Annotated in this window: 18 protein-coding genes; 8 read left to right on the top strand and 10 right to left on the bottom strand. The window is 66.8% G+C overall.

All coding sequences use genetic code 11. The features are described from left to right. The first annotated feature begins 367 nt into the window (after nt 1-367). The gene (locus CBY09_RS03065) at nt 368-586 is read left to right on the top strand and encodes a hypothetical protein (protein ID WP_133066228.1); all 219 of its coding nucleotides are present in this window, start codon (nt 368-370) and stop codon (nt 584-586) included. An 18-nt stretch (nt 587-604) separates the two neighbouring features. Here CBY09_RS03065 and CBY09_RS03060 read toward each other — a convergent pair whose 3' ends face one another. Further along, nucleotides 605-1,558 carry a LysR substrate-binding domain-containing protein gene (locus CBY09_RS03060; RefSeq protein WP_094286298.1) on the bottom strand — a complete coding sequence of 318 codons (954 nt, stop codon included), beginning with the start codon at nt 1,556-1,558 and terminating at the stop codon, nt 605-607. A gap of 93 nt (nt 1,559-1,651) precedes the next feature. Between CBY09_RS03060 and CBY09_RS03055 the strand changes: the two genes are divergently transcribed. Genes CBY09_RS03055 through CBY09_RS03040 form a run of 4 tightly spaced genes read left to right on the top strand, consistent with a single transcriptional unit; the run spans nt 1,652 to nt 6,792 of the window. Continuing rightward, a complete protein-coding gene (locus CBY09_RS03055) occupies nt 1,652-3,004 on the top strand; it encodes a D-serine ammonia-lyase (RefSeq protein ID WP_094286297.1) in 1,353 nt (450 codons plus the stop codon). Nucleotides 3,005-3,049: 45 nt separating this feature from the next. Further along, nucleotides 3,050-4,036, top strand: coding sequence for a Bug family tripartite tricarboxylate transporter substrate binding protein (locus CBY09_RS03050; protein WP_094286296.1), 987 nt, complete (start codon nt 3,050-3,052; stop codon nt 4,034-4,036). Nucleotides 4,037-4,070: 34 nt separating this feature from the next. Next, on the top strand, nt 4,071-5,633 hold the full coding sequence (locus CBY09_RS03045; RefSeq protein ID WP_094286294.1) for an amidase: 1,563 nt from the start codon (nt 4,071-4,073) through the stop codon (nt 5,631-5,633). A 13-nt stretch (nt 5,634-5,646) separates the two neighbouring features. Continuing rightward, the gene (locus CBY09_RS03040) at nt 5,647-6,792 is read left to right on the top strand and encodes an NAD(P)/FAD-dependent oxidoreductase (protein WP_094286292.1); all 1,146 of its coding nucleotides are present in this window, start codon (nt 5,647-5,649) and stop codon (nt 6,790-6,792) included. Between the two features lie 35 nt (nt 6,793-6,827). On the opposite strand, the gene CBY09_RS03035 is transcribed toward CBY09_RS03040, so the two are convergent. After that, on the bottom strand, nt 6,828-7,043 hold the full coding sequence (locus CBY09_RS03035) for a YjfB family protein (RefSeq protein WP_094286290.1): 216 nt from the start codon (nt 7,041-7,043) through the stop codon (nt 6,828-6,830). Nucleotides 7,044-7,126: 83 nt separating this feature from the next. After that, entirely contained in the window at nt 7,127-7,720 is a 594-nt protein-coding gene (locus tag CBY09_RS03030; RefSeq protein ID WP_094286288.1) for an IMPACT family protein, read from the bottom strand. Between the two features lie 205 nt (nt 7,721-7,925). On the opposite strand from CBY09_RS03030, the gene CBY09_RS03025 reads away from it, so the two are divergent. Beyond that, nucleotides 7,926-8,117: a hypothetical protein gene (locus CBY09_RS03025; RefSeq protein WP_094286286.1), complete on the top strand. Its 192-nt coding sequence runs from the start codon at nt 7,926-7,928 to the stop codon at nt 8,115-8,117. An 85-nt stretch (nt 8,118-8,202) separates the two neighbouring features. Here CBY09_RS03025 and CBY09_RS03020 read toward each other — a convergent pair whose 3' ends face one another. Both CBY09_RS03020 and CBY09_RS03015 read right to left on the bottom strand, forming a co-directional pair. Continuing rightward, complete coding sequence (locus tag CBY09_RS03020; RefSeq protein ID WP_094286284.1) at nt 8,203-8,751, bottom strand: GNAT family N-acetyltransferase; 549 nt, start codon at nt 8,749-8,751, stop codon at nt 8,203-8,205. Between the two features lie 40 nt (nt 8,752-8,791). Continuing rightward, a complete protein-coding gene (locus tag CBY09_RS03015; RefSeq protein WP_094286282.1) occupies nt 8,792-9,754 on the bottom strand; it encodes a bifunctional helix-turn-helix transcriptional regulator/GNAT family N-acetyltransferase in 963 nt (320 codons plus the stop codon). Between the two features lie 191 nt (nt 9,755-9,945). Here CBY09_RS03015 and CBY09_RS03010 point away from each other — a divergent pair, with 191 nt between their 5' ends. After that, nucleotides 9,946-12,447 (top strand): YgiQ family radical SAM protein, encoded by a 2,502-nt coding sequence (locus CBY09_RS03010; RefSeq protein ID WP_094286280.1) that lies wholly within the window; start codon nt 9,946-9,948, stop codon nt 12,445-12,447. A 45-nt stretch (nt 12,448-12,492) separates the two neighbouring features. On the opposite strand, the gene CBY09_RS03005 is transcribed toward CBY09_RS03010, so the two are convergent. The 3 genes from CBY09_RS03005 to CBY09_RS02995 all read right to left on the bottom strand — a co-directional run bounded on the left by CBY09_RS03005 (nt 12,493) and on the right by CBY09_RS02995 (nt 17,078). Continuing rightward, nucleotides 12,493-15,015, bottom strand: a complete 2,523-nt coding sequence (locus CBY09_RS03005; protein ID WP_240515562.1) for an EAL domain-containing protein — start codon at nt 15,013-15,015, stop codon at nt 12,493-12,495. A 465-nt stretch (nt 15,016-15,480) separates the two neighbouring features. Further along, complete coding sequence (locus tag CBY09_RS03000; RefSeq protein ID WP_094286278.1) at nt 15,481-16,173, bottom strand: DUF1294 domain-containing protein; 693 nt, start codon at nt 16,171-16,173, stop codon at nt 15,481-15,483. 14 nt (nt 16,174-16,187) lie between these two features. Then, a complete protein-coding gene (locus CBY09_RS02995) occupies nt 16,188-17,078 on the bottom strand; it encodes a CoA transferase (RefSeq protein WP_094286276.1) in 891 nt (296 codons plus the stop codon). A 175-nt stretch (nt 17,079-17,253) separates the two neighbouring features. Between CBY09_RS02995 and ygiD the strand changes: the two genes are divergently transcribed. Further along, complete coding sequence (gene ygiD / locus CBY09_RS02990) at nt 17,254-18,117, top strand: 4,5-DOPA-extradiol-dioxygenase (protein ID WP_476692197.1); 864 nt, start codon at nt 17,254-17,256, stop codon at nt 18,115-18,117. 84 nt (nt 18,118-18,201) lie between these two features. On the opposite strand, the gene CBY09_RS02985 is transcribed toward ygiD, so the two are convergent. Together CBY09_RS02985 and CBY09_RS02980 are read right to left on the bottom strand one after the other, a co-directional pair. Next, nucleotides 18,202-18,831 (bottom strand): nucleotidyltransferase family protein, encoded by a 630-nt coding sequence (locus CBY09_RS02985; RefSeq protein WP_094286270.1) that lies wholly within the window; start codon nt 18,829-18,831, stop codon nt 18,202-18,204. Continuing rightward, nucleotides 18,824-20,020 (bottom strand): amino acid aminotransferase, encoded by a 1,197-nt coding sequence (locus CBY09_RS02980; RefSeq protein ID WP_094286265.1) that lies wholly within the window; start codon nt 20,018-20,020, stop codon nt 18,824-18,826. Before CBY09_RS02980 ends, CBY09_RS02985 begins: the two co-directional genes overlap by 8 nt. Between the last annotated feature and the right edge of the window lie 78 nt (nt 20,021-20,098).

The following is a 20,098-nucleotide window of genomic DNA, read 5'->3' as shown; positions in this document are numbered from 1 at the left end:
CGGCCGAGCCTGGCTTTGCGCTGTATTACCCCGGGCGCAAGCAGGTCAGCCCGGCGCTGCGCGCCTTGATTGGATGGCTGCGGGGGTAGGGGTAGGGGTAGGGGTAGGCGTAGGGGTAGGGGTAGGGGTAGGGGTAGGGGTAGGGCGGTTTTTGCCGAGGAGTCAGTTTTCAGGCCAATGTTGCGGGATGATCAAAAATGATAGCTGCTTGGGCATGATGGATGCGCGCAAAGGGCTTTTTTGGTCAAATTCTGGCGAAAAGAGAATACGTGCAGTGGCCCACGGCGCTTCTGGTAGCCTGCGCAGATTTTGTTGATCCGTTTTGTGGCAGCCGGGCTGTCAACGCCACTGAAAGGGAGCTTGCTCTGTGAACCCGTCTTTTTCTATCTCACTCATGGTGTTGATCACCGGGCTTGTTGTTGTCGCGCTGATGTTGTCGGGGGCTAAGCTCTTGCCTGAGCAACATCCGATGAGAAGGTGGGCTGCTGATTTCCTCAGCCGTCGTGGCCCTGTAGAAACCGCACGGCTAGCGGGAGTGGTGTTGTTGATGCTAGTGCTGGGCACGCTGACGTTGTGGCATGCGTGACGGCAATGGAGCAGGGCGTCACGCCAGCGGCGGCAGCACCTGCGCCCGCTCCTCACTAAACTTCCGCGCCTCGTCCCCCAGCCACTCCCGCACCAGCTCCATGGCAGGGCTGGGGTGCGCGGTGGTCACAAACGAATACGCCGCCCGTGACGGCACGCTGCGCCCCAGCAGCGGCACCAGCCGCCCGGCTTTCACGTCCTGCAGCACCAGCGCGGCGCGGCCCATGGCAATGCCCTGGCCGGCCAGCGCGGCGCCCAGGGCGAGTTGCGACAGGTTGAACTGCTGGCCGCCCGCCCAGGGCGGTGGCGTGGCGCCCCTCTGTGCAAACCAGTGTTGCCATTCTTCGTACGTGTCTGCGCCGTCCCAGGCGCTGCCGTCGTGCAGCAGCCAGTCGCCGTGCAGGTCTTGCGGCTGGGTGATGGGCGGGTGGCGGGCCAGGAAATCGGGGCTGGCCACGGGGATGAGCCATTCGTCGAGGAACACGGTGGCGTTCAGGTCGCGGTAGCCGCCCAGGTCAAAGCGCACGGCGGCTTCCACGCCGTCGCGCACCATGCGGGTGCGGTCCAGCGTGTGGAACTCGCCAAACACGCGCAGCCCGGTGTGGGGGTGCTGGCGAAAGAAGTCGCCCAGCCGGGGGGTGAGCCAGCTCATGGCAAAGGAGGGCGAGCAGCTCAGCGTGGCGGTGGCGGCCTCGGCCGGTTGGCGCATCTGGGCCAGGGTGCTTTCGATGGCGTCGAAGCTCTCGCGCAGCACCACGGCCAGCCATTTGCCCTCGGGCGTGGGCACCAGGGCGCGCGGGGTGCGCAGGAACAGGGGGCGGCGCAGCCAGTCTTCGAGCTGCTTGACCTGCTGGCTCACTGCCCCCTGGGTAATACACAGCTCGGCCGCCGCTTTGGTAAAGCTGCCGTGGCGGGCGGCTGCATCAAAACTGCGCAGCCAGGCGAGCAGGGAGGGGGAGAGGCGAATATCCATTATTAATACTAATATTGTGCTCAATATAAATGGTTTGTGACGGAGGCGTGACCGGCGAAAAATGGGGGCAAGACTTTTCGAGATGAACGCGCCATGACGATTGCCGAACCCCAAACTGCCATCGATGCCTTGCTGGCAACCCGCCTGCGCAACGCCCAGCCCGCCCTGTGGACCAACCCGGCGCTGCAGGCACAGCGCGCCGCCGCGCTGCCTGCACTGGGTAGAACCATTAGTCTGGATGATACGCGCGCAGCGGCTGCGCGCCTGGCCCGTTTTGCCGATCTGCTGGCCCAGGTGTTCCCCGAACTGGCCGCCACCGGGGGCGTCGTGGAGTCGCCCCTGCTGCCCGCCACTGCGCTGCAGCCCGTGCTAGGCATGGCGGAAGGCCAAGGCCGCCTGTTCATCAAGGCCGACCACAGCCTGCCGGTGGCGGGCTCCATCAAGGCCCGGGGCGGCATGCACGAGGTGCTGGAGTTCGCCGAGGGGCTGGCGCTGCAGCACGGCTTGGTGCAGCCCGGTGGTGACTACCGCGCGCTGGCAACGACGCAGGCGCGCGAGGTGTTGGGCCGCTACCAGGTGGCAGTGGGCTCCACGGGCAACCTGGGCATGAGCATTGGCGTGGTGGCGTCGGCCCTGGGTTTTCAGGCCACGGTGCACATGTCGGCCGATGCCAAGGAATGGAAGAAAGACCGCCTGCGCCAGCGTGGCGTGTTGGTGGTGGAGCACACGGGTGACTACGAGCGCGCCGTGGCCGCAGGCCGTGCCGAGGCGGCCAGCAACCCGATGTGCCACTTTGTGGACGACGAGCAATCGTTCTCGCTGCTGCTGGGCTACAGCGCAGCGGCGCTGCACCTGCAAAAGCAACTGGCCGAGCAGGGCGTGGCGGTGGATGCCGAGCACCCGCTCATCGTTTACCTACCGTGTGGCGTGGGTGGCGCGCCAGCGGGGATCACCTTTGGCCTGCGGCAGGTGCTGGGGCCGCATGTGCACTGCTTTTTTGCGGAGCCGGTGCAGTCGCCGTGCTTCATGGTGCAGATGATGGCCGGGCCGGGGGCGCACCCCTCGGTGTACGACTGGGGCCTGAGCAACCGCACCGAGGCCGATGGCCTGGCCGTGCCACGTGCATCGCTGCTGGCGGCCGAGCTGATGCGGCCGCTGCTGTCGGGCGTGTTCACGGTGGCCGACGACACCTTGTTCACGCACCTAGTGCGGGTGCTGGATGCCCTGGGCGAGCGCATCGAGCCCTCCGCCGCTGCAGGCTTCAGCGGCCCGGCCCTGCTGACGGGTACCACCGCCGGGCAGGCCTGGCTGCGCAGCACGGGCATTGACGCCGTGCTGCACCAGGCCACGCATCTGGTGTGGACCACGGGCGGCCTGTTGGTGCCCAAGGCGCAGTACCAGGGCTTTGTGCAGCGCGGGCGGGCCGTGCTGGCTGCGCAGGGCTGATTTCTTCTTGCTTTCCCAACCTTTGTGACCTTTGGAGAGAACCCCATGAACCGCAAGCAACTGCTTTTGTCTGCCGCCCTCTGTGCCGCCCTGGGGTCCACCGCGTTGGCCCCGGCCATGGCGCAGGAGGCGGCGTTCCCCACCAAGCCGATCACGCTGGTGATTCCGTTCCCGCCCGGTGGCGCCACCGATGTGCTGGGGCGACTCATTGGCAAGAAACTGGGCGACAAGCTGGGCCAGAGCGTGGTGATCGACAACCGCGCGGGCGCGGGCACGGTGATCGGTGCGTCATCGGTGGCGCGGGCGGTGCCGGATGGCTACACGCTGCTCATGAGTTCGGGCACCACCTTCACGGTGAACCCCGCCGTGCGCGCCAAGCTGCCGTATGACCCGGTCAAGAGCTTCGAGCCCATTGGCATTGCCGGGCGCACGGGGCTGATCTTGCTGGCCAACAAGGACGTGCCGGTAGCGGATGTGAAGCAGTTCGTGGCCCTGGTGAAGGCCGGGCCGGACAAGTATTCGTATGGCTCGTTCGGTGCGGGCACCACCTCGCAGTTTGCGGGCGAGATGTTCTTCCACGCGGCGGGTCTCAAGATCCAGCATGTGCCGTACAAGGGCAGCGCGCCTGCGATGACCGACCTGCTCGGCGGGCAGATCCCGTTCACGGTGGACACCGTATCGGCCGCGCTGCCGCAGCTCAAAGACGGCAAGATCAAGGCCATTGCGGTGACCTCCGGCAAACGCTCGGCCCTGCTGCCCAAGGTGCCCACGCTGGCCGAGAGTGGCTACCCCGGCCTGGAGATGGACACTTGGCTCGCCATGGTGGCGCCGCGTGGCCTGCCACCGGCCGTGAAGGCTCGGCTGGAGCAAGCATTGGCCCAGGTGGTGTCAGACCCCGAAACGCGTGACAAGATGATCGCGGTGGGGTTCGAGCCGTCCTATGCTTCGTCCAGGGTGTTGGCCGAGCTGATCGACAAAGAGCTGCCGCTGATGCGTGCCATTGCACAGCGCGCTGCAATCACCGCAGACTGAACCCATGCGACCAGAACAAGGAGACAAGCCTGAGATGACAACAACAAGCCCCCAAGCCCTGGTTGAGCTGACCGCCAACGAGCTGCGCCATCGCATCGGCACGCGCGAGATTTCGCCGGTGGAATTGCTCGACGCCTGCATCGCCCGCATCGAGGCGGTGAACCCGCATGTGAATGCCATCACCGCCACCTGCTACGACCGCGCCCGCACCGAGGCCAAGGCGGCCGAACAGGCGGTGCTGCGCGGCGAGCCGCTGGGCCTGCTGCATGGCCTGCCCATGGGCGTGAAGGACCTGGAGGCCACGGCGGGCCTGCTGACCACCTATGGATCGCAGATTTACCGTGAGCACATTCCGGCCGAGGACAACGTGCTGGTGGCGCGCCTGCGCGCTGCGGGCGCCATCGTCACGGGCAAGACCAACATCCCCGAGATGGGCGCGGGCGCCAATTCGCGCAACACCGTGTGGGGCGCCACGGGCAACCCCTTCAACCCCAACCTGAACGCCGGAGGCTCATCGGGCGGCTCGGCCGCCGCGCTGGCGTGCGACATGCTGCCGGTGTGCACGGGCTCGGACACGGGCGGGTCGCTGCGCATTCCGGCGTCCATCTGCGGGGTGGTGGGCTTCCGGCCCTCGCCCGGCCTGGTGCCCAGCTCGCGCAAGCTGCTGGGCTGGACGCCGATTTCGGTGGTCGGCCCCATGGGCCGCACGGTGGAAGAGGCCTGTCTGCAGCTGGCGGCATCGGCGGGCATGTCGCCCGGCGACCCGCTGAGCTATCCGCTGGACCCGATGAGCTTCCTCCTGCCCGAAGCCGTGGACCTGAGCCGCCTGCGTGTGGCCTATACCGAGGACTTCGGTGCCTGCGCAGTGGACAACGGCATCCGCGCCGTGTTCCGCAACAAGGTGCAGGCCATGAAGCACCTGTTTGCGCGTTGCGACGCCATCGACATCGACCTGGGCGACGTGCACCGCTGCTTTGACGTGCTGCGCGCCGAGGCCTTTGTGGCCAGCACGCGCGAGGCCTACGAGCGCGACCCCGCCAGCCTGGGCCCCAACACCCGCGCCAACTACGAAATGGGCGCTGCCATGACGCTGTTGGACAGCGCCTGGGCGCAGGCCGAGCAGACACGCATCCTGGCGCGGTTCCAGAAGCTGTACGAAGAGTACGACGTGATCCTGGCGCCCACCACGCCGGTGTCGCCGTTTGCGTGGACGGATCTTTTTGCCAGCCACATCAACGGCGAGCCGCAGGCCAACTACTACCGCTGGCTGGCGCTGACCTATGTGAGTACGCTCACCACGCACCCGGCGCTGAGCTTGCCCTGTGGGCTGGACGACGCCGGGATGCCGTTTGGCCTGCAGATCGTGGGTCGGTTCCGTGCAGACCGGCACACGCTGGGTGTGGGCCATGCGCTGGAGCAGGCGTTCAAGGGCATCGCCGGGCTGGCACGACCCCGGCCCGACATTGCCAAGCTGGTGCAGACGCGCGCCGAGCCCTCGCTGACCTCCATCGTGACCGGCGCGCCCGACCCCCGTGACGCCCGCAGCCTGCAGCGCGACGACCGAGCGGCATCGGCTGCGCAGGTATCCGCTGTTTGAGCAGGAGACACAGATGCAAACCGTAGACACCATCGTGATCGGCGCAGGCATTGCCGGGGCCTCCGTGGCCTGGCAACTGGTACAGCCCGGCGCTGTTGGGCAGGGCGCCAGCGTGCTGCTGCTGGAGCGTGAATCGCAGCCCGGCTACCACACCACCGGCCGCTCGGCCGCGCTGTACATGGCGACCTATGGCACGCCCAACATCCAGGCGCTGACCCGGGCCAGCCGCGCGTTCTACGATGCGCCGCCGCCCGAGTTCGGCACCGATCCCATCCTCTCGCCCCGGGGCGTGGTCTATGTGGCCGGGCCGGACCAGCTGGACCTGCTCAAGCAGACCTACGACGAAGCGCACGCCACCTCGCCCAATGTGCAATGGGTGGACAAGGCCGATCTCATGGCGATGCTGCCCTGCCTCAAACCCGAGGCCGTGGCAGCCGGCATGAGCGAGCCCGAGGCCGCCGACATTGACGTGAACGCCCTGCACCAGGGCTACCTGCGCGGCCTGCGCCAGCGCGGGGGGCAGGTGCTGACGAACGCCGAGGTCACGGCCGTGCGCCGCGAAGGCACTGTGTGGCAGGTGACGCTGGCCGATGGACGATTGTTTGCTGCCCCGACTATCGTCAATGCTGCGGGCGCCTGGGCCGACGTGGTGGCGGGCCTGGCCGGTGTGCCACCCATCGGGTTGGAGCCGCGCCGCCGCACGGCATTCACCTTCCCGGTGCCCGAGGGCATGGACGCCACCTACTGGCCTGCGGTGATCGGCATTGATGAGAGCTTCTACTTCAAGCCCGATGCGGGGCAACTGCTGGGCTCACCGGCCAATGCTGACCCTACGCACCCGCACGATGTGGTGCCCGAAGAGCTGGACGTGGCCACGGGCATCTATCACATCGAGGAAATGACACGTTTCCAGATCCGCCGCCCGTCGCACACCTGGGCCGGGCTGCGCTCGTTTGTGCCGGATGGCGACATGGTGATTGGCTGGGACAACCATGTGCCCGGCTTTCTCTGGCTGGCCGGGCAGGGCGGGTACGGGATTCAGAGCGCGGCGGGCGCCTCGTTGCTGGCGCGGCAGCTGTTGCGGGGCGAGCCGCTGGCCGAGGAACTGGTGCGCGAGGGCGTGGGGGTGGAAGGGCTCTCGCCCGCGCGTTTGCGCTGAGGTGCCTAAAAAGGAGGCGGGAGGGGCTCAGCCCCTCAGGCGAAGGTGTTGACGTTGGTGCCCAGCGTGCCGCTGGTGGCCAGCTGCGGCTGGGGCATGGACTGCTGCATGGCATCCAGCATGGTGGCGGCAGAGACGGCCTGCATGTCCAGCGCCTTTTTCAGCACCACCATGTTCAGCGCGTCCGAGGTTTTGGCACTGGCCAGGTTGGTGGCGGTGCTGACGATGCTGTTGGCGAGGGCGACATCCATGGCGATTCCTTGGGGTAATGGCGGTTTATCGGCATCCCGGCGGCGGGCTTGAGGGGTGTTACATCTCTGGCAGGGGGCTGGGGTCAGGACCGGTTGTCCGTCCAGCCCACCCGGCCTTGCCCGCCATCGTTGATGCGCTGCACAAATGCGCCTGCTTGCGCTTCGGGCAGGCGGATCTGCAGCTGCACCAGCGTGCCATGCTGCACGTCCACCAGCTCTGCTCCGGCCGATTCGACCTCGCGCCGTACAAAGCCTTCCAGCGCATAGGGCACCTCGCACTGCAGGGTGGCCATGCGCTGCAGCGTGACCTTGGGGGCGGTGAGCAAAGCCTGGGCAATGGTGTCGGTGTAGGCGCGCACCAGGCCGCCCGCACCCAGCTTCACTCCACCAAAGTAGCGCACCACGGTGGCCAGCACGCCTTCCAGGTCCTGGTGGCGCAACACATCCAGCATGGGGCGGCCGGCCGTGCCGCTGGGCTCGCCGTCATCCACCGCCGCTGACTGCCCGCCTGCCAGCAAAGCCCAGCAGATGTGGGCCGCCCCGGGGTGCTGCTTCCATAGTGCATCGACGGCCGCCTGGGCGCTGGCGCGGTCGGCCATGGGTTGCACGCAGCCGATGAAGCGGCTTTTCTTGATGATGAGTTCGCTGTGCGCCGGGGCGGCCAGGGTGTGGGGCATGGGGCAGCGAGTGTACGGCGCGCGCTGTGTGACGAATGTCACGCCGGGCGTTCTCGTCACGCGGTGGGATGGGCATCGGGGCCGGGAGTGTGCGTTCTGTCACACGCCAGAGCGGCGTGCATTCCTACACTGCCCAGCTGTTGTGGTGGCCTACGCTGGCGCTACGTTTTTGAAAGCACCAGGCCCACCCGAAAAAGGAACTGCCATGTTTGCCACTCCGTTCTCTGCCCCCGTGCCCCCCCGTTTTGCCAGCCATGTGTTTGGCCGGTTCATGTCCCGGTCTGCCCCGACCGCCCCCCACACACCCATGGCGGTCCCCGTGGTGAACGACCTGGTGGAGGAAGAAGACGACTTGCCCGACCTGGCCCAGCGCGTGCGGGAAGTCGGCGAGTGGTGAGCGGTGCGGGGCCCGATCCCGGCTTTGCCATCGATGGCCCTCTTGGGGGCCATTGCCGTTTCTGGGGCCCAGCTTGCGTTGGACTTCAGCCGCCGCCCGTGCCGCCGTCATCCGGCAGGTCCACCAGGCTGCGTGCCATGAGCACGCTGGTGTAGTTGGTCAGCGGTCGCCAGTCGCATTCGCCCACCACCTGGTAGCCCCACGATTCATACATCGCAATCAAGGCCGCCGCAGGCTGGGCCGTGTCCAGCGCCAGTGTGCGGGCGCCTGCCTGGCGGGCAAACGTGGTGGCATGGGCATGCAGCTGCTTGCCATAGCCCCGGCCCTTGGCCTGGGGGGTGATGCAGAACTGGCACAGCGACCAGACCGTGGGGTCGCGGTACAGCGGTACGGTGGAATCCGGCTGGGGCGGCCGCAAGGTGGCCGTGCCCACGTAGTCGCCTCCGTCCACCATCACCAAGCCGGTGCCTGACGCAAAGCGTTTCGCCGTGTCTTCCACCGACTGATGGGTGCCCCAGTAGCGCAGGCCCAGGCGGGCGTGGGGCGCGTAGGCGGCGTGGATGAGTGCCGTGAGGCGCACCAAATCATCCTCGGGCGTGACCTGGCGGATCGTGGGGCGGGGGTTAGGGGTCATGGTGGCTGCCTTGTGGGTGTGCGGTGCCAGCAGGTGTTTGTTACAGCTTCAGTTCCCAGGTTTCGCCCACCAGTTGCTGGCCAAAGCCGTCGTAGGGCTCCGACTTGGTCAGGCGAAAGCCGCGCTGGGCATAAATGCCCCGCGCGGCGGTCAGGCAGCTGTTGGTCCACAGCACCATCTTCTTGTAGCCTTTGGCGCGCGCAAAGGCAAGGCATTCGTCGGTCAGCCGCGCGCCCAGGCCCAGTCCGCGCGCCTTGGGGGCCAGGATCAGCATGCGCAGCTGGGCCGTGGTGGGGGATTTGCGCACCACAAACACCGCACCCACCCGCTCGCCGTCCAGCTCGGCGATCCAGGCTTTCTCCCATTCGGGCTGGAAATTGCGCAGAAACTGCGCGGCAATGTCGGCCACCAGCGCCTCGAAGCGGCTGTCCCAGCCGTATTCACGCCAGTAGATTTCGCCGTGCTGCTGCACCACCCAGCCCATGTCGCCGGGCACGGGGTCGCGCAGCACGGCCATGCGCGGGGGGGCACCTGCGCTCGATGCCGGGTCCAGCAGGGTTTCGATGCGTTCCATGGCATCCACCACTTCCTGCTGGCGCGCGGGGGGCAGGGGGGCGAGCAGGGCGGTCGCCTCGTCGCGCGAGCGCTGCTGCAGCGGCTCGAACACCGCGCGCCCGGCCTCCGTCAGGGCCAGCACGCTTTGCCGTGCGTCCTGCGCGCTGGTGCTGCGGCTGATCCACCCCGCCTGCTCGAATCGGCGCAGGATGCGGCTCATGTAACCGCCATCCAGCCCCAGCTCCCGTGACAGTTCGCTGGCCACGGGGGCCTCGCGGTGGGCCAGCTCATACAGCACGCGCACATCGGTGAGTGACAGGTCGCTGCCCAGGTACGGGTCCAGCACCCCAATGCGGCGGGTGAAGAAACGGTTGAAGCGGCGCACCGCCTTCACGGCGCTGGCAGGGACGGGGGTCGGGGCCGATGGGGCTGGCGTGGTGGTGCTCATAAATGCCTTTGTCAGTTAATTAATTGACAAAAGCAAGTATATGGCTTGAGGGACATCAAGCCTGCAACGGTGAGGGGCAAGTGCTGCAAAGGCGACAAAAACCGCTTGCCAACGTAAAATCGCGGGTTATCCACCACAGACGCGCCCCACGAAGGCCCCATCGCACCGGGGGCGGCCGCGACCCCCTTTGCATGAACGCCCCCGTTGACGTCTCCTTTTTTGCGCGCGCCGCAAAGCCCTTGACCAGCTACCGTCCGTACTGGGCCAAGCGCTTTGGCACGGCCCCGTTCCTGCCGATGAGCCGCGCCGAGATGGAAAAACTGGGCTGGGACAGCTGCGACATCATCCTGGTGACGGGCGATGCGTATGTGGACCACCCGAGCTTCGGCATGGCCGTGATCGGCCGCACGCTCGAAGCCCAGGGCTTTCGCGTGGGCATCATTGCCCAGCCCGACTGGCAGAGCGCCGAGCCCTTCAAGGTGCTGGGCAAGCCCAACCTGTTTTGGGGCGTGACGGCGGGCAACATGGATTCGATGATCAACCGGTACACCGCCGACCGGAAGATCCGCAGCGACGATGCCTACACCCCCGGCGACGTGGGCGGCAAGCGCCCCGACCGCGCCGCCATCGTCTACAGCCAGCGCTGCCGCGAGGCGTTCAAGGACGTGCCCATCATCCTGGGCGGGATTGAAGGCAGCCTGCGCCGCATCGCCCACTACGACTACTGGAGCGACAAGGTGCGGCGCTCCATCGTGGTGGACAGCAAGTGCGACCTGCTGCTGTACGGCAATGCCGAACGTGCGCTGGTGGAGGTGGCCCACCGCATTGCAGCGCGTGAGCCAGTGGAGAACATCACCGATGTGCGCGGCACGGCCTTTGTGCGCCGTCCTGATGATGAAAGCGGCAAGGGCTGGTTCGAGATCGACTCCACCACCGTGGACGAACCCGGCCGTGTGGAAGCGCACATCAACCCCTACATGACCACCAGCGAGCAGGCGGCCGCCCAGGGCAGCACCTGCAGCAAAGAGGATGCTCCTGATTCTGTAGCTACAAAGGCAGGCGAGACAGGCGGTAACGGCCAAAAAAGCCCTGAAAAAGCCGAGCCCAACCCCGCCATTCAGCCCATGGTCTTTGTGGCCAACCCCGCGCTCAAGGCCAAGCTCAAGGTGCCGCTGCGCGAGAAGAGCGTGATCCGCCTGCCCAGCTACGAGCAGGTGAAAAGCGACCCGGTGCTCTATGCCCACGCCAACCGCGTGCTGCACCTGGAGACCAATCCCGGCAACGCCCGCGCGCTGGTGCAGGCGCACGGCGAGGGCGTGACGGCGCGCGACGTGTGGATCAACCCGCCGCCCATCCCGCTGACCACGGCCGAGATGGACCACGTGTTCGACCTGCCGTACGCACGTGGCCCGCACCCCAGCTACGCCGACGAGAACGGCAGCCACGACGGCGCGACCAAGATCCCGGCGTGGGAGATGATCCGGTTTTCGATCAACATCATGCGCGGCTGCTTTGGCGGCTGCACCTTCTGCTCCATCACCGAGCACGAGGGCCGCATCATCCAGAGCCGGTCGGAAGACTCGATCATCCAGGAGATCGAGGACATCCGCGACAAGGTCAAGGGCTTCACCGGCACCATCAGCGACCTGGGCGGCCCCACGGCCAACATGTACCGCCTGGGTTGCCGCTCGCCCGAGATCGAGGCCGCCTGCCGCAAGCCCAGCTGCGTGTACCCCGGCATCTGCCAGAACCTCACCACCGACCACGGCCCGCTGATCAAGATCTACCGCCGTGGCCGCGCCTTGAAGGGCATCAAGAAGATCCTGATCGGATCGGGCCTGCGCTACGACCTGGCCGTGAAGTCGCCCGAGTATGTGAAGGAGCTGGTGCAGCACCACGTGGGTGGCTACCTCAAGATCGCGCCCGAGCACACCGAGCAGGGCCCGCTCACCAAGATGATGAAGCCGGGCATCGGCAGCTATGACAAGTTCAAGCAGATGTTCGAGAAGTTTAGCGAAGAGGCGGGCAAGAAGCAGTTCTTGATCCCGTACTTCATTGCCGCGCACCCGGGTACCAGCGACGAGGACATGATGAACCTCGCCATCTGGCTGAAAAAGAACGGTTTCCGCGCCGACCAGGTGCAGACCTTCTACCCCAGCCCCATGGCCACGGCCACGGCCATGTACCACTCGGGCCGTAACACGCTCACCCGCGTGCGCCGCCAGATGCGCGACGAAGCGGAAGAGTCGGTGGACATCGTGCGCGGTGAAAAGCGCCGCCGCCTGCACAAGGCCTTTCTGCGCTACCACGACCCCAACAACTGGCCGCTGCTGCGCGAAGCGCTCAAGGCCATGGGCCGGGCGGATCTGATCGGCAACGGCAAGCACCACCTGATACCCACCTTCCAGCCGCTGACGGACGGTGGCTACCAGAGCGCGCGCAAGAAGAACAGCACCGCGTCCACGGGCGGCGGAGGTCTCGGCTACACCATCAACAAGGATGGCAAGGCCGTTGCCCTGCGGCCCCGCCCGCAGGAGCTGAACGAGCCCAAGGGCGATGTGCGTTTTCGCGGCACGGCCCCCCAGCCGGGGCGCATGCTGACCCAGCACACCGGACTGCCGCCCCGTGTGACGGGTTCTGCCTCCAAAACCAAGCCCGCTGGCAACGGCAAGGTGTTCAAGAAGGCGCGCTGACCGCTGCCGGGTGCGCCGAATGCGCCCTGGCCCCTCAGGGCCGCATCAGGCCGGGCGCTGCTGGGGGAATGGCGTGCTGTGCGGCGGCGTGTGGCCTTGTGCCACTCCGGCACCCCGCGCAGACTCTGGCCTGGGGGGGTTGCCGAGGGCGAGGTAGTCCTCTAGCGGCACCGGCCGCGCCAGCGCATAGCCTTGCGCATAGTCCACGCCAATCTCCCGCAGGGCCTCGACGATGGCCTGGGATTCGGCAAACTCCGCAATCGTCTGTTTGCCCATCACGTGGCCGATGTGGTGGATCATCTCCACCATGGCCCGGTTGGCGGGGTCGTGCAGCATGTCCTTCACAAAGCTGCCGTCGATCTTGAGGTAGTCCACCGGCAGGTGCTTGAGGTAGTTGAAGGACGACATGCCCGCGCCAAAGTCATCGAGCGCAAAGCGGCAGCCCAGCTGCTGCAGCTCCTTCATCAGCCGCACGGCATTGGGCAGGTGCGATATGGCGCTGGTTTCCGTGATCTCGAAGCACAGCATGTGTGGGTCCACCCCCGAATCGGCCAGCGCGCTGCGGATGAGCTTGAGCAGGCTGTCGTCCCCCAGGCTGGTGCCCGAGAGGTTGATGGCGCAGGTGTGCACCTGCGGCAGGCCCGGCTGGTGCTGGCGCCGGGCCAGCGTCTCCAGCGTGTGGCGGATGACCCAGCGGTCGATCGAGGTCATCATGCCGTAGTGCTCGGCCGCCGGGATGAAGCAGCCGGGCGCAATCAGCTGGCCGTCGTCCTCGCGCAGGCGCAGCAGCACCTCCATGTGCAGGCCGCTTTCACCGCTGGGCTGCAGGGGCGCGATGGCCTGGGCGTGCAGCTGGAACTGGTTGTGCTCCAGCGCCAGGCGCAGGCGCCGCACCCAGTCCATCTCGCCCTCGCGGCGGCTCATCTCGATGTCTTCCGTCTGGTAGATGAAGACGCGGTTGCGTCCGCCTTCCTTGGCGCGGTAGCAGGCCATGTCGGCCACGCGCATGGCCTCCTGGATGGAGGTGAGCGCGGGGATGAGCTGCACCATGCCGATGGACAGGCCGGTGCGCAGCTGCTGGCCGCCCCAGTTCAGCCGCAGCTCCTGCCCGGCCTGGCGCAGCTGCTCGGCAATGCGGGCCGAGGGCCCGGCCGGGCAGTCCTTGAGCAGGATGCCGAACTCGTCGCCGCCCAGGCGCGCCAGCGTGTCGCCCTCGCGCAGATGGCTTTGCAGCATGCGGCAGACCTCGCGCAGCATCTCGTCGCCCGCCTGGTGGCCGCAGGTGTCGTTGATCAGCTTGAACTGGTCCATGTCCACATACAGCAGCGAGCCCTCGCGCCCCACGGGGCGGGGCTGGGCCAGCAGGGCTTCGAGCCGGTGCTCGAACTCGCGCCGGTTCACGAGGCCTGTCAGCGCGTCGTGGCTGGCCTGCCACGACAGCTGCTCCACATAGTGCTGCTCGCGCGTCACGTCGTGCAGCACCAGCACGGCACCGGTCAGCACATCGCGGTGGCGGATGGGCGAGCCCACCAGCTTGACCGGCACGACGGTCTGGTCCGGGCGCACCAGCGTGGTGTGCACATTGCCCAGGGCCGCGCTGCCGCTGCGCAGGATGTTCTGCACCAGCGTGTCGGCAGACAGGGGCGGTGCCTCGCCATCGAACACCAGCAGCTGCGCCAGCGGCTGGCCGGTGGCCTGGGCAGCCGGGCGGGCCAGCAGGGCCTCGGCGGCGGGGTTCATGTAGAGCACCTGGCCCTGGGTGTTGGTGGTCACCACACCGTCGCCGATGGCGGTCAGGGTGGTGCGGGCCTGCTCGCGTTCGGCCTCCAGGGCCTGCTCGGCGCGACGGCGCTGCTCCAGCAGGCCCTGGGTGTGCCACAGGGTCAGCACGATGAGCACGGCCGCCATGCCCATGTTGGTCCACATCAGCAGCAGCACGATCTGGCGCGAGCTTTCGCCCAGGGCCTCGCTGAAGTTGCGGGCGACGGGGGTCACTCCGGCATTGATTTCGTAAATGGCGTCCTGCCACCGCTGCCGGGTGGCGGCGTCTGCCGTGCCGTCCGTGTTGCGCTGGTGGATCTCGTGCGACAGCTCGCGCAGTGCGTTGATGTATTCGTCGCCGATGAGCCAGTGGCTCACGGGCTTTTTGACCAGGTCCAGGTGGTCGAAGTAGCGCAGCAGCCAGATCAGGCTGTCGATGTCGTCGGGGTGGTTGCCGCCGCGCAGAAAGCCCTCGCGCGCCACATCGGTCTGCACCTGGCCCGGCTGCAGGGCCAGCCGTGCTGCCCGGTCGCCGAGGGGGATGTCGATGGCGCGCACAAACCCGTCGAACGACTGGGGTGAGCCATTGATCGCGTACTGGTGGAGGTGGTAGATGGCGTCCTTTTGCCCCTTGGTCCACAGACTTTCACCCGCCACAAAGGCGCGAACGCCGGACAAGACCTGCAAGCTGGCCGTGGCACAGGCGGCCAGCAGCAGCACCATCACGATGAACGGCCAGGTCACCCGCAGGGTCAACGGCACCGGTTTTCGCTCGACTGGCTGCTCTGGCTGCTGCAACACATCCATGGATTGGCCCCCCGCCTCATGCTTCGTTGCCGGGCGCTGGCCGTGGCCAGCGAGCCCTTGCTGCTTTGCTTCGCTGCGCCTGCACCGTGCGTGAACCGCCTTTGCTCTGGCTGGAGCCTCGGATCGGTGGCGGTGCTGCGGTGCAGCGCCCGCGGACCACTATATAGCGATCAACTGGCAGACGCATGCAAAGTTTGGCAAGCGGAGGGGCCGTGCTTGCTGCCGTTGTGGTGTGAGGCTAGCGTGCCAGCACTGTTGTTTCAGGCAGGGTGCACGGCCCGCGCAGTGGCAGTTGGCGTGCCCTGGAGGTACTACCGATGCGGTGCCGGAGATTGCTCCTCAGGGCCTGCTCCTGCGCTGCGGCCTTGGTGGTGCGCCGGATGCTCAAAATACAAGCAAAAATGGCCGTTGCCGCGCGTCCATCATGCGCTTTTAGCTATCAAAATTGAAGCGATTCAGGGGCTGCTACCGCAGCCACCCGCCCACCCAGGCCGCCAGCGCCGCGCAATGCACCACCACCGTGGTCCAGTACACGGTGCGGAACTCCTGCTTGCTCGACTTGTGCCGCAGCCACTGCTGCGCGCACCACGCGCTCGGCCAGCCACCTGCCAGGCTGAGCAGGTGCAGGTGTTTTTCAGGTGTGCGCCACCGGCCGCTTTGTGCCGCGCTTTTGTCCATGGCATAGGTGACAAAGGTCAGGAGGTTGATGGCCACAGCAGCGCCCAGGGACCACAGCGGGAGCCTGCTCGCCCAGACGCCCCAGCCCAGCAGCGCGGCCCAGCCCAGCATCAGGAGCAGGGTGGGCAGGGCCGGGGCATTGGCCCCCGGCTGCGTTTTTGCCGGGCGCTCGCTGCGCGGAGCGGGTGACGGGGCAGGGGGACGCGTGTGCTGAATTTTGCGCGGAAGCGCCGTTGCAGACGCGCTGGCGGCTGGGCGGGTTGCGCGCCCGGCCTGGGCCGCAGGCTGTACCGCCATGGCCCGGGGGCCTTTGCCGCCCACGTGGATTTCTTCGTAGACCACGGCCAACCCTTCGCGGGGTGCTGCGCTGCCCCGGTAGTCCCGCACATGAAAAAACACGTCGGCGGAGGTGTCGGGGCTGCGGATAAAGCCGAACGCGCGCGTCGCGTCCCAGCGAATGACGGTGCCTTGTTTCTGCATCGGTAAAAAAGGGATCAGGCGAGGGTGTGCAGGGGAATGTCTTGCGCCACGGCCAACGCATCCAGCTGGGCGCGGGTCTGCGTGCGCAGGAAGGCCGCTACGGCGGCGTGCGTGGCAGGCGCGCGCAGCACCACTGGGTCGCCCGTGGCGGGCAGGCCTGCAGCGGCGCACAGGCTGGCGGCAAAGTGTGGCTCCAGCGCCGCCACGGCCACGCGGCCGTCGGCGCAGGAGTAGATGCGGTAGCCCGCGTGGTGGCCGCCCACGTCGCCCTCGGGGGTGGTCAGGCCCCAGTCGCGCGGCTGAGCCAGCCAGGCGGCGGCGTCGGCCAGGGCCACTTCGATGCACATGCCGTTGCCAGTGTGAGCGCGCTCCAGCAGGGCCTGCAGCACGGCTTCGCTGGCCATCAGTGCGCCGCCCATGTCGGCGTAGAGCGTGGGCGGCATCTCGGTGCCGGTCACCAGGCCGGCATCGGCCAGGTAGGTGAGGTCGTGGCCGGGCTCTTCGGCCCGCTCGGCCGCTGCGCCCACGATGCGCACCAGCGACAGGCGCGGGTATTTGGACTGCAACGCATCCCATCCCAGCCCCAGCTTGGTGAGCGCCGAGGGGCGGAATGAGGTGATCAGCACATCGGTGCGGGCCAGCTCTGCATGCAGCGCGGCCTGGCCTTCGGGTGTCTTGAGGTGGGCATGCACCACCCGCACACCCTGGTGCAGCGTGGCATAGGCCGCCGGGCTGTAGATGCCCATGGGGTCCGCGCTGGGGTAGCCGGGGGGCGGGGGCGGTTCGAGCTTGGTGCACTCGGCGCCCATGCGTGCACAGCGCATCAGGGCGGCGGGGCCGGGCAGGTTGAGGGCGAGGCTGAGGACGCGGGCGTTGCGCAAGGGCTGGGGCAGGGTGGTGGTCATGGGCTCAGGGTTGTCTCGGTGTTGTGGTTATGAATGAAAGGTGCGGCGCTGGAACTTCGCGGGTCGCGCGGGCTCACTCCCAGCGTTATACATAATTTGTTACGCTCCCCGACCCATGCAACGCAGAACCTCTTTGGCCGCCCTCACAGGCCTGGCCGCCTTTCCGGGAGCTTTCATGACCACGTCCCTGAGCAGCGCCGCCACGGCCCCTTTGCTGCAGGCGCTCAAGCCCTCGCCCCGCATGCCCGTGCTGTTTGTGGGCCATGGCAGCCCCATGAATGCCATCGAGGACAACGCCTGGCGCCGCAGCTGGCAGGCCACGGGCGCGGAGCTGATGGCGCGCGCGGTGCAGCCGCAGCTCATCCTGTGTGTGTCGGCCCATTGGCTCACGCGCGGTGGCTGGCAGTTGACGGGCATGGCCAACCCCAAAACCATTCACGACTTTGGCGGCTTTCCCCAGGCGCTGTTTGACCAGCAGTACCCCGTGCCGGGAGCCCCGGCGGTAGCGCGCAGCCTGGCCAAGGAGCTGAAATCTCCTGCCACTGGTGCCGCATTAGGCGTGGACGAGGGCGAATGGGGGCTGGACCATGGCACCTGGTCGGTGCTCAAGCCCATGTTCCCCCAGGCGCGCATCCCGGTGATGCAGCTCAGCATGGACTACAGCCGCGCCCCGGCCGAGCACTATGCGCTGGGCCAGCAACTGAAGGCCCTGCGCGAGCGGGGCGTGCTCATTGTGGGCAGCGGCAACATCGTGCACAACCTGCGCCTCACCCGCCGGGGTACGGCCGCCAATGAGGCGTACGACTGGGCCGCCGAGTTCGACACCGTGGTGCAGGAGCAGATCAAGAAAGGCCAGCTGGGGACCTTGCAGGACTTCCAGAAGCTGGGCGCCGTGGCCCAGCAGGCGCACCCCACGCACGAACACTACCTGCCGCTGCTGTACGCCGCCGGTGCGGTGGAGTCCAGCGAGATGCCGCGCTTTTTCAACACCGGCTACCAGTCGGCGTCGATCTCGATGCGGTCGGTGCTGTGGGGGTGACGGGTTGCGCCGGCGCGGCCTTAATTTGCTCTGATATTGATAGCTGCCAATGCTTATCCATCAGGCGGAAGAGGCCAAAAAAGGCTAGAAACTTTCAGGCAACCCGCCGGTAGTGGTCAACATCGGCTCGATCGTCAGCCATGGCCAGCGCTCCCGGTAACTGTCTGCCTTGGCCTGGAACAGCGGCAGATGGGGGTAGGCGGGGTTGGGGCGCATCAGCCCGGCATACAACTCCGCAAGGCCGTAGGGGGCGTACAGCAACGGCGGGGTTTGTGGTGTGTTGCCAGGCTGCAGACCCACGCAGGTGCAGGGCACCAGAAAACGTTCGATCCCGTGGCGGGCCGATTCCAGCGGCGCATACGGGTAGCCAAACCAGCGCTCGTACCAGAGGTGCACGCGGGCCTGGTTCTTGGCTTCGACGGTGATGGGCAGGTCGGCGAAGAGGGCGGTGACTTGGGCTTGCACCTGCTGCTCTGCCGATTCGGACAAGTCGTTGCCGTCGAAGTAGAACAGGTCGTAGTCCTTGATGTGCGCCGTGGGCGCCAGACCAGAGCGCAGGTTCCACACTGTCTGGAACAGGCAGCCCGCCACCAGCCACGCATCGGGCAGGCCCAGAAACGGCAAACGCTCCAGAAGGGCCGCGTTGTGCGGGTTCTGGAGCGCTTCGCTCACGAAGCGGCGCGCGAGCGCCGCTTCCTCATCTTGCTCAGACAACCTTTGCAATGGCCTGGCAGACGTAGTCAATGTTCTTGCTGTTAAGCGCGGCCACGCACATGCGGCCGGTGTCGGTGCCGTACACGCCGAACTCGTTGCGCAGGCGCACCATCTGGTCCTTGGACAGGCCGGAATAGCTGAACATGCCGATCTGGGTGGTGATGAAGCTCATGTCCTGCTTCACGCCGGCGGCCTTCAGGCCGTCCACCAGCTTCTGGCGCATGGCCTTGATGCGCACGCGCATTTCGGCCAGCTCTTGTTCCCACATCGCGCGCAGCTCGGGGTTGTTCAGCACGGCGGCCACCACTGCGCCACCGTGGATGGGTGGGTTGGAGTAGTTGGTGCGGATCACGATCTTGAGCTGGCTCAGCACGCGGCCGGCTTCTTCCTTGTCGGCGCACAGCACCGACAGGCCACCCACGCGTTCGCCGTACAGGCTGAAGCTCTTGGAGAACGAGGTGGAGACGAAGAAGTTCAGGCCAGCGGCCACAAACTTGCCGATCACGGCGCCGTCTTCGGCGATGCCGTGGCCAAAGCCCTGGTAGGCCATGTCGAGGAAGGGGGTCAGGCCCTTGGCCTTGACGGCGGCGATCACCTGGTCCCACTGCGCGGGGGTGATGTCGTAGCCGGTGGGGTTGTGGCAGCAGGCGTGTAGCACAACGATGGTGCCGGGGGCGGCAGCGTTCAGGCTGGCCAGGAAACCTTCGAAGTTCACGCCGCGCTTTTCGGCGTCGTAGTACGCGTAGGTATCGACTTCAAAACCGGCGTTGGTGAACAGCGCGCGGTGGTTTTCCCAGCTGGGGTCGGAGATCAGTACCTTGGCATTGGGGCTGACCTTTTTGAGGAAGTCGGCACCGATCTTCAGGCCGCCGGTGCCGCCGATGGCCTGCACGGTGGCCACGCGGCCGGACTTCACGGGTTCGCTGTCGGCACCGAACACCAGGCTCTTGACGGCGTTGTCATAAGCCACGATGCCGTCGATAGGCAGGTAGCCACGGGCCGTGGGGGTGGACATCATGGTCTTTTCTGCGGCCTGCACGCATTGCAGCAGGGGCAGCTTGCCGTTGTCGTCGAAATAAACGCCGACGCCCAGGTTGACCTTGTTGGGGTTGGTGTCGGCGTTGAATTGCTCGTTGAGGCCCAGGATGGGGTCGCGGGGGGCCATTTCGACGGCGGTGAACAGAGACATGAAAATCCTTGAAAGGTTGTCAGTAGCGAAGAATCCGGGCGTGGTGTACTGTGCCTGGTTCCGCCGATTTTAACGGGC

It is taken from the genome of Acidovorax kalamii (genome assembly GCF_002245625.1).
Lineage (GTDB): Bacteria > Pseudomonadota > Gammaproteobacteria > Burkholderiales > Burkholderiaceae_C > Acidovorax > Acidovorax kalamii.
This window is presented reverse-complemented; position numbering and strand designations above follow the sequence as displayed.

Bases quoted from the DNA above. Each gene is read 5' to 3' on its own strand.
- CBY09_RS03060 (WP_094286298.1), bottom strand. From the start codon at position 1,558: ATGGATATTCGCCTCTCCCCCTCCCTGCTCGCCTGGCTGCGCAGTTTT.
- CBY09_RS03055 (WP_094286297.1), top strand. From the start codon at position 1,652: ATGACGATTGCCGAACCCCAAACTGCCATCGATGCCTTGCTGGCAACC.
- CBY09_RS03050 (WP_094286296.1), top strand. From the start codon at position 3,050: ATGAACCGCAAGCAACTGCTTTTGTCTGCCGCCCTCTGTGCCGCCCTG.
- CBY09_RS03045 (WP_094286294.1), top strand. From the start codon at position 4,071: ATGACAACAACAAGCCCCCAAGCCCTGGTTGAGCTGACCGCCAACGAG.
- CBY09_RS03040 (WP_094286292.1), top strand. From the start codon at position 5,647: ATGCAAACCGTAGACACCATCGTGATCGGCGCAGGCATTGCCGGGGCC.
- CBY09_RS03035 (WP_094286290.1), bottom strand. From the start codon at position 7,043: ATGGATGTCGCCCTCGCCAACAGCATCGTCAGCACCGCCACCAACCTG.
- CBY09_RS03030 (WP_094286288.1), bottom strand. From the start codon at position 7,720: ATGCCCCACACCCTGGCCGCCCCGGCGCACAGCGAACTCATCATCAAG.
- CBY09_RS03025 (WP_094286286.1), top strand. From the start codon at position 7,926: ATGTTTGCCACTCCGTTCTCTGCCCCCGTGCCCCCCCGTTTTGCCAGC.
- CBY09_RS03020 (WP_094286284.1), bottom strand. From the start codon at position 8,751: ATGACCCCTAACCCCCGCCCCACGATCCGCCAGGTCACGCCCGAGGAT.
- CBY09_RS03015 (WP_094286282.1), bottom strand. From the start codon at position 9,754: ATGAGCACCACCACGCCAGCCCCATCGGCCCCGACCCCCGTCCCTGCC.
- CBY09_RS03010 (WP_094286280.1), top strand. From the start codon at position 9,946: ATGAACGCCCCCGTTGACGTCTCCTTTTTTGCGCGCGCCGCAAAGCCC.
- CBY09_RS03005 (WP_240515562.1), bottom strand. From the start codon at position 15,015: ATGGATGTGTTGCAGCAGCCAGAGCAGCCAGTCGAGCGAAAACCGGTG.
- CBY09_RS03000 (WP_094286278.1), bottom strand. From the start codon at position 16,173: ATGCAGAAACAAGGCACCGTCATTCGCTGGGACGCGACGCGCGCGTTC.
- CBY09_RS02995 (WP_094286276.1), bottom strand. From the start codon at position 17,078: ATGACCACCACCCTGCCCCAGCCCTTGCGCAACGCCCGCGTCCTCAGC.
- ygiD (WP_476692197.1), top strand. From the start codon at position 17,254: ATGACCACGTCCCTGAGCAGCGCCGCCACGGCCCCTTTGCTGCAGGCG.
- CBY09_RS02980 (WP_094286265.1), bottom strand. From the start codon at position 20,020: ATGTCTCTGTTCACCGCCGTCGAAATGGCCCCCCGCGACCCCATCCTG.